Here is a 14,181-nt window from a genome sequence, read left to right on the forward strand (position 1 = left end):
ATTTTGAATAGGTCATAGATAAATTTATTTGAATAAAAATGAATAGGATATTTAAATTGTTGCTCATTTTTCTCATTGCATTGACAGCTTGGGGATGCAACGAAGATAATAAACCGAGAAGACTTGAATTGTTCTTCTTAGGCCATGATAGCAAACATCATGATTCGGAATTGTTGGCCGATATCTTGTCAAAAGAATATTTTGAAGATGGTATCAATATAACATATTCAAATGATCCGGAGGATCTTTTACGTCCAGATCTAGAGAAGTTTGATGGTTTAATCTTGTATGCGAACCATGATACGATCAGTTCATCGCAGGCAAAGGCACTATTGGATTATGTTGCTTCTGGAAAAGGATTTATCCCGATACATTCGGCATCCTTCTGTTTTCGGAATTCGGATGAAGTCGTGAAATTAATTGGAGGTCAGTTTAAAAGTCATGAAGGTGGCTCATTTGGCGCTGAGATCATCAAACCGGAACATCCTGCCATGCAAGGCCTTTCACCCTTTGTTACCGAATGGGATGAAACTTATGTACACCATTTATTAGCAGACGATATTGATGTGTTAATGGAACGTGTGGACACTTCCCATAGAGAACCGTATACATGGGTTAAAGATTATGGTAAAGGCCGGGTGTTCTATACAGCATTCGGACATGATGAGCGGACTTTCAGAAATCCAGGTTTTATAAAGTTGGTTAAAAATGGAATCCTTTGGGCAGTTGGGGAAAAAGCAGTGGACAGAATGAAAAAATACGTCATCGCAAAACCTACATACGAAGAAGCGCGGATGCCAAATTACGAACGCAGAAATCCACCACCTAGGTACCAACACCCTTTAAGTCCTGAAGAATCCCAAACTTTAGTACAGGTTCCAGTAGGATTTCGGTTAGAGCTTTTTGCGAGCGAACCCGAAATTAAAAAACCCATAGCAATGGATTGGGACGAAAGAGGTAGGTTATGGATTATTGAAACGATTGACTATCCAAATACGGTAAAAAGCGATAAGGGAAAAGGAGGAGATAGAATTACGATCTGTGAAGATACAGACAATGATGGCAAAGCGGATAAATTCACTGTTTTTGCTGAGGGGCTTAATCTGCCTACCTCGTTGGTTTTTGCAGATGGAGGAGTAATTGTTGCTCAAGCACCTCATTTTCTCTTTCTAAAAGACACCAACGGAGATGATAAAGCTGACGTTCGAAAAGTTTTGATTGATGGCTGGGGCACATTTGATACACATGCTGGGCCATCCAATTTAAAGTATGGTATTGACAATAAAATTTGGGGTACTGTAGGATATTCTGGTTTTGAAGGAACAATAGCAGGCAAACCGCTTAAATTTGGTTCTGGAGCATATAAATTTGATCCTTTGGTAAAGGATTTTGAATACTTGGGAAATACAACCAACAATACATGGGGTTTAGGATTTTCAGAGGATGCCGATGTTTTCATTTCTACAGCGAACAATGAACACAGTAACTTTTTGGCAATTTCTGCACGATATTATGAAAAAGCGAATTTAAGAGAGCGGGGAATTGAAAAAATTGACGGCCATTATAAAATTCATGAACTTACCAAGGAGCTTCGCCAGGTAGATGTTTTTGGTGGATTCACCGCAGCAACAGGGCACAACCTGTATACAGCGCGAGCATTTCCAAAAGAATATTGGAACAGAGTGGCATTTATTGCCGAGCCAACAGGTCGATTGATTCACCGCCATATCCTTGAACAACATGGATCCGGTTTTAAAGAAAAGGGCGATGGCTGGAATGTGGTTGCCAGTTCAGATAATTGGTTCGGTCCTGTAGAAGCGAAAGTGGGTCCTGATGGTTCTCTGTGGTTTTTGGATTGGTACAATTTCATCATTCAGCATAACCCAACCCCCGAGGGATTTGACAACGGCGAGGGTAATGCTTATATAGACCCTCTGCGAGATAACAAGAAAGGAAGAATTTACCGACTGGTCTATGAAGATGCAGGGAAACAAAAAACCTATAAGCTGGATCGCAAGAAAACTAGTGATTTACTAAATGCTTTGGAAAGCGACAATATGTTTTGGCGCTTAACGGCTCAGCGACTTTTAGTTGAAGGAAAAGATAAATCTGTGGCAAAAAGCCTTCACAAATTAATAGGCAATAAAAATGTTGATGAAGTAAATGTAAATGGTGGTGCGATTCATGCTATTTGGACTCTTCATGGTTTGGGCTTATTATCTGGTGAAGATGATGCGAGCACAACGGTAGTTTTGGAAGCCTTGAGGCATCCAGCAGCAGGCGTTAGAAAGGCGGCTATCCAAGCTTTGCCAAACACTCCTGAAAATGCTCAGAAAATTATTTCTTCAGGAATGCTTACTGATAAGGATCTAAGGGTTCGATTAGCGGCCATATTATATCTAGCAGATTCCAGTCCTAGTCCTCAAATCGGAAAGGCTATTTTTGAAGCCGTACAGCAGCCTGAAAATGAAAAGGATAAATGGTTGTTCCATAGTCTATTGATTGCTGGTGCGGTTCATCAACAGGCGTTTGTTGATGAATACCAAAATAAACTTGGGAATTTAGATCTTTCCAATGTTTCAGGTTCATTGGCGGAACGTATTATCTTGGGCAACAATATGACCGTCTTCTCATCCGGAACGTCGTTTTCTGGAGTGATTCCTCCTAATCAAGTTCCAGACTTGTCGGGTCAAGAAATTCATTTTACTGCTGCTGTAAAACAAAAAGATAAGAAGCCTAAAGAAGGAGTATTAATGTCTTATGGAAACAAAACAAATGGATATATTGTATTTGTCAAGGATGGAAATCTTCAATTCCGGGTTAACCAAATGGGCAGACAATCCATCATTAAGACGACCAAACAACTTCCTGCCGCATTTAATGTTAAGACCTCTTTGCTCTCAGACGGTAAAATGGTCATAAATATTGACGGGAATAAGGAAGCTGAAGGTCAAAGCTCAGGGACATTCAAGGAGAAACCTAATGGCTTTATCATGTTCGGTAAAGCGAGTCCTTCAAGAGGGAATAACAAGGACTTTACCGATAGTCCCGGTGATTTTTCCAACGATTTTAATTTTACAGGTGAACTGGAAGATGCAAGATTGGTAGCCATGAATAAAAGCTCTGCTTCACAAACAGAAACAACCCTGGCAGATAAGGAAATCAAAATTAAAACAGTGATTAACAAGATGGAATATGATGTTAATAACTTTTCTGTCAAAGCAGGATCTACTTTGAAAATTGTTTTCGAAAACCCTGATCATATGCAACATAACATCCTGATTTTAAAACAGGGAAGCCTTGAAAGAGTTGGAAAAGCTGCTGATGAATTAGCTACTCAACAAAATGCTGCAGAATTGCAATATATTCCAAACAGCACAGATGTTTTGTTCAGCACACCGTTAGTAGATCCGGGTAAAACATTCGAATTGAATATTAAAGTACCTAATCAGGTTGGTGATTATCCTTTTGCCTGTACATTTCCTGGTCACTGGAGAATTATGAATGGCGTGATGAAGGTCACGAAGTGATGTAAAAAAGTTTTGGAATAAAAAAGGAGAACTGATTCAATGAGTCAGTTCTCCTTTTTTTGTAGCCCCGAGCAGAATCGAACTGCTATCAAATGTTTAGGAAACATCTATTCTATCCGTTGAACTACAGGGCCGAGCTGCAAAATTATTATTTTATAGACTTTGCGCAAATTTATTTTCAATGTAGCTTAAAATAATTATGTCATATCTTACTATAATAACGCCACAAATGAATTGAACATTGAATATTAGATATCAATGGTAAAATTCAACTAAAACATAGAACTATTTGATAATCAAATTAAATCAATTTTGTGATATAAATCATATTTATAAATGACACTGCTTTTAAATAGACAAAACCAATAGTTAATAGCTAATATCAATAGAAAAAGGACGTTAAAAGTCGTATCTTTGTATCACAAAAAAGAAAAGAAAAATATTATGAGTTTTACAGGTAAAAATTTTCCGAACATTACAGTAGATGCTATTGACTATTTAGGTGACAACTTCACATTGAATTTGTTTGAAAAAGCACAACAAGAGAACAAGAAGATTATTTTATTTTGGTATCCAAAAGACTTCACTTTTGTTTGTCCTACAGAGTTACATGCATTCCAAGAAGCTGTTGCGGAGTTCGAGAAAAGAAACACAATCGTAATCGGCGCATCATGTGATTCAGCAGAGGTTCACTTTGCATGGTTAAACACTGCGAAAGACAACGGTGGTATCGAAGGTGTTGAATACCCTATCATTGCTGACACAAACCGTAATTTATCTAGTGTGTTAGGTATTTTAGAGATGAAAGAGATCGAGCACCCTGAGTACGGAACATTAGTTGAAGGTTCAGCAGTATCATACCGTGCTACTTACCTGATCGATGAGACTGGTAAAGTATTCCATGAGTCAGTAAACGATATGCCTTTAGGTCGTAACGTAAAAGAATACATCCGTTTAATTGATGCATATACACATGTTCAAAAACACGGAGAAGTGTGCCCAGCAAACTGGGAAGAAGGTAAAGAAGCGATGAGCGCTACACGTGATGGCGTTGCTTCATACTTATCACACAACTAATATTCCCCCTAACAGAAGAGGAGGATTATCCTCCTCTTTTTTATTCTACCCATTTAAAAAGAAATATCATGTTAGAAGAATTAAGCTCAGACAACTTACAGGATGTCATCAACAGTAACGATACTGTGATGGTTCAATATGCTGCTTCTTGGTGTGGTAACTGCCGCATTATGAAGCCTAAATTCAAAAAATTAGCTGGCGAGAATGAAAATGTTAAATTCGTAATCGTTGATGCAGAGAAATTCCCTGAATCAAGAAAATTAGCTAACGTAAACAACTTACCTACATTTGCAGCTTTTAAAGGCGGAAAATTGGTAAATCAAGTACAAACAAATAAAATCGAAGGATTAACAGATCTATTAAATGAAGTTACCAATAATTAAACATCTTACAGAATTTATTGCAGAGAACGACGCTGACTTCGTTTTAGAAACTATTGAAACACTAGAGTCGTTGACTGAAGTTTCGCAACTTAAAGATGAAGAACTAGATGTTATTGGTGAATTAATCTCCAATATGTATGGCGCCATTGAAGTCAACAAATTGGTTCAAGAAGGAATGCCGCAAAAAGAAGCCTTAAACACCTTTATGAAGCGTGTTTTAGGTTCAATTGACAAGTAATTCACATAAACAACTCATAAAGTCATTAAGTTGACAATTATTCTTTTCCACAAAAACCTGTGCATAACTGTGTTTTTGTGGAAAAGTTTTTTTTAAATACCTCCTATAAAGAGATTGAATTATATTACTTTTATATTCATTAAAGGTTAGACCAAAAAAAAGCGCATCATCCTGCTAAAAATGAACCATGGTTAATTCCCTTGGTTTCAAGTCGAAGATTTTTAATTGTTGGTAAAAGGAATCAAAATATTTTGGTTCCTTTTATTTTTTTAGGTCGAATCTTATTACTTTTAAATATGAATAACAGATTCTTAGGCCTATTTTTCCTATTTATTTCTTTTTTAACCGTTGCTAATGCCCAGCAGAGCAACTCTTCAGCCCTTATCAAACTCAAGATTGATAAATTAAACACCTTAGGTACCGCACTTTATTTTGCAGCACACCCGGATGATGAAAATACCCGGCTGATTGCTTACTTAGCAAATGATCGCAAATATAGAACAGCCTACCTATCCTTAACACGAGGTGATGGTGGTCAAAATCTTTTGGGGACAGAACAGGGCATTGAGCTTGGATTGGTAAGGACACAGGAACTTTTGGCGGCAAGGCGAATTGATCAGGGTGAGCAATTATTCTCTGCAGCTTATGATTTCGGATTTTCAAAAACCCATGAGGAAACATTTTCGTTTTGGAAAAAAGACGATATTCTCCGCGAGGCAGTATTCCTAATAAGGAAATTACAACCTGATGTCATCATCAATAGGTTTCCACCAGATAGTCGTGGAGGCCACGGTCACCACCAAGCATCAGCCATTCTTGCCAAGGAAGCTTTTGAGGCCGCTGGAGATCCCACAAAATTCCCTGAACAACTTAAAGATCTAAAACCATGGAAGGCAAAGCGCCTGGTATGGAATACCGCAAATTTTGGAGGAATGAATAATACTTCCGACAGCCAGCTAAAGGTTGTTTTAAGCGATTATAACCCCCTTCTAGGCTATTCTTATGGTGAATTATCGGCTATGAGTAGATCGCAGCATAAAAGCCAGGGATTCGGATCTGCAGCCAACAGAGGCTCAACGACGGAATACTTTGACCATGTTGCTGGAGAAAAAGCTAAGGAGGATCTCTTTGATGGAGTCAACACGACTTGGGAACGACTTGCCGAACCAACAAAAAATATTGAGCAAAAGATTCAAGAAATTCAATCGACATACAACATTAACCATCCTGAAAATTCCATCCGTAATTTAATAGAATTACATGGAATGGTTAAAAAATTAAATCCCTCTGTATACCGTGACAATAAAATCCAAGATATTGAAGACATTATCCTTTCCTGTGCAGGTATTGTCGCTGAGTCTATAGTTTCTCAGCCAAACTTTGTAATTGATCAAGCATTCCCGGTAAATAATGAGGTGATCAAAAGAGTTGCCGATGTTGAGGTCAAAGTTCTTTCTATAGACGGAAAGAACATCTCAGAAGTCCTGCCTGCCAATGAAACTAAAAAATATACAGAAACTAAATCAATCAAACATTGGACACAGCCTTATTGGTTAGAAAAACCTAACTCATTGGGCAAATTTGATATTGAAGACAAAAACTTTGGGCATCCTGAAAACACGGATAATCCGCAGACAATATTTATCCTTGAAGTTGCCGGGTTACCTATTCAGATCAATCGACCTATTGAATTTAGATTTGTTGACCCTGTTCGTGGCGAGGTATACCAACCTATATCCATATCACCTATTTTAACTGGAAGTATTAGTTCTAATCAGGCATTACTAAAAACTGGAGATAAAAAGTCAATCAGCTTGACCATTAAAAACAATAGTGACCAAACTCAAAAAGCAGAACTTACATTTAAACAGAGCGATGGCTTATTGATTTCACCAAATTCGACATCCATTGAGCTTGCTCCAAACCAAAGTGTCAGTAAAACTTTTGAACTATCAAATCCAAAAAATACGGCTGCTAGCGCAGTTCAACCTATGCTGAATAATCAACCTATTTTCGACTTTAAGAAGATAGCTTATCAGCATATTCCGGATATAACTTGGTTTCCTCCGGTAAGTTTGAAGGTGAAAGCGTTAGAAATTAGCAATCCTTTGAAAAAAATTGGTTATATTCATGGGGCTGGAGATTTAGTTCCTTCAGCATTGGAAAACATTGGAGTGCAAGTAGACCTGTTAAATAGCAATTTACTTGCAAGCACTAACTTAAATCAATACGATGCAATTATTATTGGGATCAGGGCATTTAATGTAAGTCCAAATGCCAACCAATGGTTTCCTATTCTATTAAATTATGTAGAAAATGGTGGCACCGTGTTAGCACAATATAATGTGAATTCGCGGATGAGCACAAATAAACTTGGGCCATATCCATTTGAAATAAATAGAGAGAGGGTTACGGAGGAAGATGCAAAAGTAACTTTTACCGATCCTGGAGACCCGATATTGAATTATCCTAACAAAATCACAGAAAAGGATTTTGAAGGATGGGTACAAGAAAGAGGCTTATATTTCGCAACGAATATATCTCCAGAGTACCGCACTCCGTTGATCATGGGAGATAAAAATGAGCAGCAAAACAAGGGGTCATTACTCGTTGCAAACTATGGAAAAGGAAAGTTCGTTTATGCGCCATTGGCATTTTTTAGACAATTGCCCGCAGGAGTACCCGGAGCAACAAGATTATTTGTAAATTTGCTGGCTAAGAACGAAAAAAACTAAAAATATAATGGAAAATCAGATCGAAAACTCAAAAGAAATCAACGTTAAAGGAATTATCTTATTAGTAGGTACCGTATTAGGTGCACTTACAGCTTGGGTTGCTAATGAAACATTTTTGGGCTTAGTAGGAGGTTTAGTTGGTGGATTAATTTTCGCAATTATCTTCATTACGGCTTTATTACCAAATAAAACGCATGACAGATAAAGGACTACCGCCATTCGTACGAAGCTGGAGACAATTTTACTGGATAATTGTACTCTGGTTAGTCGTTTGCATAGTTCTCATGTATATTTTTACTGAATATTTTGGATGAGTAGTATCGATTGGATAGTACTCATCCTTACCTTGCTGACCATCGTTTTGTATGGTCTTTACAAAAGCAAGAACGTCAAAACTATTGACGGTTATATCCTTAGTGACCGTTCCTTACCTTGGTACACAGTCGGTCTATCAGTAATGGCAACACAAGCCAGCGCTATCACCTTTCTTTCCGCACCTGGACTTGCCTATTCTTCTGGAATGAGCTTCGCTCAATTCTATTTTGGGCTACCATTGGCAATGATTGTACTCTGTATTACTTTTGTCCCCATATTTCATAAACTTAAAGTTTACACAGCTTATGAGTTTTTGGAAAAGAGGTTTGATGTAAATACAAGGGTATTAACCGCGGCTCTATTTCTCATCCAACGCGGTATCTCAACAGGGATAACCATTTTCGCTCCTGCCATAATCCTTTCAACCATACTGAACATTGATTTAGTAATGACTACCATTGGAATAGGGACTTTAGTAGTTATCTACACGGTTTATGGAGGAACAAAAGCAGTGTCATACACCCAACTATTGCAGATGTCCATCATCTTTGGAGGATTATTATTAGCAGGAGTTTTGGTCGTTCATTTGTTGCCAGAAGATATTGGTTTCAAGGAGGCCCTTCACATAGCCGGAAAATCAGGAAAAGCAAACGCTATTGACTTCAAGTTTGATCTAAACAATCAATACACTGTATGGACAGGGTTAATCGGTGGATTTTTCCTACAACTCTCCTATTTTGGAACTGACCAAAGTCAGGTGGGGAGATATTTAACTGGTTCATCTGTAAAAGAAAGTCGGTTGGGACTATTGATGAATGGACTCTTAAAGGTTCCTATGCAATTTTGTATTCTATTGATCGGGATCTTAGTATTTGCTTATTATCAATACCATACTCCACCTTTATTTTTCAATGAACGGGTAATCAACAAGCTTGAGAACAGCGAACATCGACAGGAATATGAGGTTATCAAGCAAAAACATGAGTCATTAAGCCAGGAAAAAACGGTTTATATTAACCAACTTACAGACGCTCTAAAGGCAGATGAAGAGGATAAGATTGATGCCGCAAGGGCTGAACTGTTGAAATTCAATGAGGATGATAAAAAACTTCGCGAAGACCTGGTTGCTCTGATCGAAAAAAACGACCCCACCGCAGATACCAATGACAACAATTATATCTTCCTGCGATTTGTGACCGATACGTTTCCTAAGGGCTTAATTGGATTGTTGATAGCCATTATTTTCTTGGCATCTATGGGAGCTACGGCCAGCGCCATTAATTCATTGTCTTCCACTACTGTAATTGACATTTATAAGCGTTTTGTTAAAAAAACCGCCCAGGATTCACACTATTTAAAGGTTTCTAGGATTACAACATTATGCTGGGGAGTATTTACAATAGGAATAGCCCTGTATTCAAGTCAACTGGGCAATCTTTTGGAAGCCGTTAATATCTTAGGTTCCCTATTCTACGGCACTATTCTTGGAATTTTCTTAGTCGCTTTTTATGTTAAAGGAATTGGCGGTAAGGCTGTCTTTTGGTCAGCAATAATAACAGAAATCATAATCATAGGAATTTGGAGTTTAGATGTAGTTGCTTTCTTATGGTTAAACCTTATTGGCTGCGCCCTGCTAATTCTAATCAGCTTAATCCTACAGTTTTTTATTGGCAAAAATACCGGTGAAATAAAAACCGTTTAGATTTTCTTCTAAACGGCTTACCATGAATTAATAATATTTTCGATAGAGATCATATAAAATCGCTTTATCTCGATCTGTCAATACAGGGGAAAGGTCTGATTTTACATATTTTCTTTTGAAAGATTTTATAGCATAATCCTGATTAGTCATATCATATCCCATTAGCTTCAGTGCATCGATAGGATTAAAGTTCATTGGAGGAGCGACTAGGTAGTTGGGATTATACCATATTCCAAATCCTCTTTCTGCTAAAACCTGCCATGGAAAGAATACATTTGGATCGTCTTTCCTTCCAGGGGCAAAATCAGCGTGTCCAATGAAGTTTTTTTGTGGAATGCTGTATCTTGTCTTCAAAGTGTCCAATAACACCAACAAGGAGTTTATTTGAGCGTCTGGGAAAGGTTCACTACCATTATTATCTAACTCAATCCCGATAGATACCGAGTTCATGTCCGTAATGCTGCCCCACTTTCCTCTTCCAGCATGCCAGCCTCGCAAATAATCATTCAGCATTTGAACAACACGACCGTCCCTACCAATCACATAATGGCTGGAAACCTTTGTATGCGGTAGCTGAAAGGTACGAATCGTTTGAGCAAGATTTGCCTGAGAAGTATGATGAATCATAACAAACGAAGGTTTCCTTACATCATAATGGATTGCGCTGGCAAAATCATACTGTTTATTGGTTCCCTGAAGAAACATATTCCAAGCTATTTGCTCAGGAGTAAGTGCTGCCTCAGCAGAAATTACCGGAGCAACTTTAGCTTGTTCAACAACAGTTGAAGTTTTATTCATTGTATCCAGCTTTGGCGCTGAATTCTCTACTATAACCGATGGTGTAATAACAGATGTTTTTGATTGCAATACCTTCGATTTTTTGGCAGTTGAACAGCCTACCAAAAACAACATCCCACACACCGCAACAATCAGTCGCACTGAAATTTTTCTCATCTAATCTATTTTGGTAAATTAACTAGCAAGCCCATAGAAAGCATTTGGTTCCATTGAACTTTGCCATCCAAGGCAGAATCATATAAAACTACTCCTCCTAGCGCCACATTTACTAAAGAAGTAACTTTAGCTGTCAATGTAGCATCTAAACGATGAGTTGGATCGGTAATATCTTCGTAATCAGCAAATAAGTTATAACGAGCCTTTAAATGAAGGTTTTTAGCGATGTTCCTGTCTAAATTTGCTGTTAACTGAAAAGCGAGTTCGTTATTGAAATTTTTACCTTCATCAACACCGAAGATTGGGCCGGTTCCTTTGGTTGCATCGTTAGGGTCAAAGAATCTGCCATGCTTTCTATAATAGTCTGATGCATTTAAAGGTTTCAAACGATCGTCTAAAATTAATGTCTGTCTTGCCGTACCTGTACCAAACCTTAAAGAGAAAGTTTCATCTGGCTTAAACTCCAAACCGAATGATTCTGTGAAGTAACCAGGAGCCATAAATGAAGATTTTAAACCCGTAATAACTTCTTCTCCATCAACCATGGCATAATGGAACGCATTATCAAACTGAGTTTCATAGGTCAAGGAAACATACACCGCCCATGATTTAGTCAATTTATAAGCAAGTTTGTTATCCCAAAAAATACGGTCATTATTAGGTTTTGCTAATTGACCCTCATTTTTCACTTTACCATATTTCATATCAGCCTCAGTGGTAAAGTTGAAGTTATTCCTATTAAATTCAGATTTATGCCAAAGGAGACCTCCAATAGCAAAGGAATTTAACCCTCCCAGCTTCCAGTTGTCACTAAAAGCAGCTTGGTTAAAGTTTACTCCCAAACGGGTCCAATGTTTCCAATAATTAACTTTAAGATCCAATTTAGGAATTGGAACATTGATATTCTTAATAGCAAGAGCTTCAGCGTCGGCTTCCTCAGAAATGGTGCTGTCCGGTTTTACGCGTAATTCCCGTAAATCCTGTGCTTGAACCATAACGATTCCGAAAATAAAAATGAAAACAGGTAATAGGTAAAGTTTTATATTCATATTAATTTTCTTTTTTTACATCTAATTTTATATCAGGCAATTCTCGCAAAGGTCGTAAATTTGGGTGTAGTTTAAACACTTCATACTTACTTTTTATATAATTTACCATTTGATAATAGTTAGAGGTGGATACAAATTCGTATGTAGGCCTAAACAGCTGCATAAATGCCTTTAAATCCTCACCTTCTAATCCTATCAAATTCCGTACTAATTCTGGTGTAAAATGAAAATCTATGATATTTTCTTCATGCAGCTTCCCGATAAACTGTGTGAATCGACGCGCATTTTTACCTTCTTTGCTGATCATATTATAAAGGGAATTGATGTTCAATCCCGCTCCGGTCATACCAACAGAAAACAAATCACCGGGTTTTGCTAAATCAAAAGCCTTGCCATAATCTCTTTTTATCTCATTCAACACATCCTCTGGGTTCTTCCTGCCGATAACAGTTACCGTCTCTATTGCCGAAACATTCTCTTTTAAATTGATGATTAATGCGGTTTGATTATTATAAATGATGGTGTCAGGGAAATAACCCAACTTTTTAAAAACTAATACATCGCCAGACTTTGCTGGTGTTCGGAACTCACCACGGGCATCGTTATAAATGTATTTTTGAGTGTTTAGGTTACGTATCTGCACTTCTCCAAGTCTTCGCTTACTATCTTTATCATATACAATCCCTTCCAGGTTCTGTTGGGCAAACAACAAAACTGGGCAGAACATGGATAAAAAAAGAAAAAAAATGACAAGATTTTTCACTTCTATAAAACTACATTATAGAAGAATACCTTGCTAATATTTAACATCTTTTAATAGGGGTTGTAACTATTTTGATACGACCAATAATTGACCTAGGGAAACTGTATCGGTCGCAAGGCCATTCCATTGCTTGATGGCATCCACAGTGACACTGTATTTTTTAGCGATTGAATACATGGTATCAGTTGCTTTTACTTCATAGATAGCCATAGCAACCGGCTTTTTTATTTCCTCAACTTGAGTTTGAGGTTCTTCAACTTCTTTTTCTTCAATAACTTCTTCTACTTTCTCAACTCTTGCCACTACTTCAACTGGAGCTTCGGCTTGATCGTACTGTTGAAGGTTGTACCGTTCAATAAGATCGATCAATAATTCTGGATAACGAGGGTTTGTGGCATAACCAGCAGCCTTTAACCCACGAGCCCATCCTTTGTAGTCGTCTTTCCTCAATGTAAAGAGGTTTTCGTACCGTTTACGAAGTAAGAATTGTGAGTGATCGCGAAAAGATTGTTCAGGGTCGTTATATACGCGGAAACAGTCATTATCAGTATCATCAGGTCGATTTACTGATTTTCCATTCCAAGTTCCTCCGCATTTTATCCCAAAGTGATTGTTAGCATTGGTGGCAAGATAACTATTCCCATTTCCAGACTCTAAAATTGCTTGAGCCAATTTTATACTTGCAGGAATACCATACTTGTTCATTTCCTCGATAGCGATTCCCTTATATCGGTCGATATATGCAATTCCGCTGACAGATGTGCCTTTATTGCCAGATGAAGAAGAGTTTGGCTTATTAACAGACCCCGAAGAGGTTCCATTTGGATGTTTTAATACAGTGGATCTTTTAGATCCGCAGGCAGCAAAAAATAAGGCCAATATTAAACTGGCCAATAAAACCTTCTTCATCTACTTGATAAATGCGATTAGTTAAGATTAGTCTTTTCGTCGTACTTTTCAAGGTCATATCTATCGATGGTAGAGATTACTTTTCTCGACCAGTCTCCAGTTTCAGAATAACCTGACTTAGCTATTCCTTTTACCCAACCTTTATAGTCATCAGAATTGTGATTTTCGAACAATGGTTTTGTTGCTTTTCTTCTTTGCAGAAGTCCAACAAAATCGCGGTAAGAGTCCAATACAGAACCGTATCCTTTATATGCGGAACGTATTTTCATGCTATTGTTTTTACCTTTGATTCCAAAATGGTTGTTCAAATAGCGTGCAATTCTACTGTTGCCATAGGCACTTTCATGAATTGCTACTGCTAGGATTACAGAAGCCGGAACTCCTGTTTCACGCATTAGCGTTTGAGCTGCCGGGCTATGTTTCTCAATGTACGACTTTGTCGTATAATCTTGAGCTTGAAGCCCTAATGTTGAAAGAGTAGTAAGTATACATACTACGAAAATCTTTCTACAATAATTTAGCATAA

General features: G+C 37.7%; 12 protein-coding genes and 1 tRNA gene. 7 read left to right on the forward strand and 6 right to left on the reverse strand.

The features are described from left to right. Positions 1–38: 38 nt before the first annotated feature. The gene (locus tag E0Y80_RS09785) at positions 39–3,530 is read left to right on the forward strand and encodes a PVC-type heme-binding CxxCH protein (RefSeq protein WP_197091546.1); all 3,492 of its coding nucleotides are present in this window, start codon (positions 39–41) and stop codon (positions 3,528–3,530) included. Between the two features lie 62 nt (positions 3,531–3,592). On the opposite strand, the gene E0Y80_RS09790 is transcribed toward E0Y80_RS09785, so the two are convergent. Further along, positions 3,593–3,664, reverse strand: a tRNA-Arg gene (locus tag E0Y80_RS09790). Positions 3,665–3,974: 310 nt separating this feature from the next. Here E0Y80_RS09790 and E0Y80_RS09795 point away from each other — a divergent pair. From E0Y80_RS09795 to E0Y80_RS09820, 6 genes are all read left to right on the forward strand, one after another. Continuing rightward, entirely contained in the window at positions 3,975–4,607 is a 633-nt protein-coding gene (locus E0Y80_RS09795; protein WP_156307491.1) for a peroxiredoxin, read from the forward strand. A 68-nt stretch (positions 4,608–4,675) separates the two neighbouring features. Next, complete coding sequence (locus E0Y80_RS09800) at positions 4,676–4,990, forward strand: thioredoxin family protein (RefSeq protein WP_156307492.1); 315 nt, start codon at positions 4,676–4,678, stop codon at positions 4,988–4,990. After that, positions 4,971–5,228 (forward strand): DUF6952 family protein, encoded by a 258-nt coding sequence (locus E0Y80_RS09805; RefSeq protein WP_099369797.1) that lies wholly within the window; start codon positions 4,971–4,973, stop codon positions 5,226–5,228. Before E0Y80_RS09800 ends, E0Y80_RS09805 begins: the two co-directional genes overlap by 20 nt. Before the next feature lie 296 nt (positions 5,229–5,524). Further along, positions 5,525–7,963 (forward strand): PIG-L family deacetylase, encoded by a 2,439-nt coding sequence (locus tag E0Y80_RS09810; protein ID WP_156307493.1) that lies wholly within the window; start codon positions 5,525–5,527, stop codon positions 7,961–7,963. Positions 7,964–7,970: 7 nt separating this feature from the next. After that, the gene (locus tag E0Y80_RS09815) at positions 7,971–8,168 is read left to right on the forward strand and encodes a hypothetical protein (protein ID WP_156307494.1); all 198 of its coding nucleotides are present in this window, start codon (positions 7,971–7,973) and stop codon (positions 8,166–8,168) included. A 105-nt stretch (positions 8,169–8,273) separates the two neighbouring features. Continuing rightward, positions 8,274–9,980 (forward strand): sodium:solute symporter family protein, encoded by a 1,707-nt coding sequence (locus E0Y80_RS09820; RefSeq protein ID WP_156307495.1) that lies wholly within the window; start codon positions 8,274–8,276, stop codon positions 9,978–9,980. A 27-nt stretch (positions 9,981–10,007) separates the two neighbouring features. On the opposite strand, the gene E0Y80_RS09825 is transcribed toward E0Y80_RS09820, so the two are convergent. The 5 genes from E0Y80_RS09825 to E0Y80_RS09845 all read right to left on the reverse strand — a co-directional run bounded on the left by E0Y80_RS09825 (position 10,008) and on the right by E0Y80_RS09845 (position 14,179). Continuing rightward, positions 10,008–10,934 (reverse strand): N-acetylmuramoyl-L-alanine amidase, encoded by a 927-nt coding sequence (locus E0Y80_RS09825; RefSeq protein WP_231596008.1) that lies wholly within the window; start codon positions 10,932–10,934, stop codon positions 10,008–10,010. A 5-nt stretch (positions 10,935–10,939) separates the two neighbouring features. Beyond that, positions 10,940–11,983 (reverse strand): DUF3078 domain-containing protein, encoded by a 1,044-nt coding sequence (locus tag E0Y80_RS09830; RefSeq protein ID WP_156307496.1) that lies wholly within the window; start codon positions 11,981–11,983, stop codon positions 10,940–10,942. Between the two features lies 1 nt (position 11,984). Further along, positions 11,985–12,710, reverse strand: coding sequence for a hypothetical protein (locus E0Y80_RS09835; protein WP_156307497.1), 726 nt, complete (start codon positions 12,708–12,710; stop codon positions 11,985–11,987). Positions 12,711–12,812: 102 nt separating this feature from the next. Next, positions 12,813–13,655, reverse strand: a complete 843-nt coding sequence (locus E0Y80_RS09840; protein WP_156307498.1) for a glucosaminidase domain-containing protein — start codon at positions 13,653–13,655, stop codon at positions 12,813–12,815. A gap of 17 nt (positions 13,656–13,672) precedes the next feature. Beyond that, on the reverse strand, positions 13,673–14,179 hold the full coding sequence (locus E0Y80_RS09845) for a glycoside hydrolase family 73 protein (RefSeq protein ID WP_156307499.1): 507 nt from the start codon (positions 14,177–14,179) through the stop codon (positions 13,673–13,675). Between the last annotated feature and the right edge of the window lie 2 nt (positions 14,180–14,181).

It is taken from the genome of Sphingobacterium endophyticum, assembly GCF_009733535.1.
GTDB lineage: Bacteria > Bacteroidota > Bacteroidia > Sphingobacteriales > Sphingobacteriaceae > Sphingobacterium > Sphingobacterium endophyticum.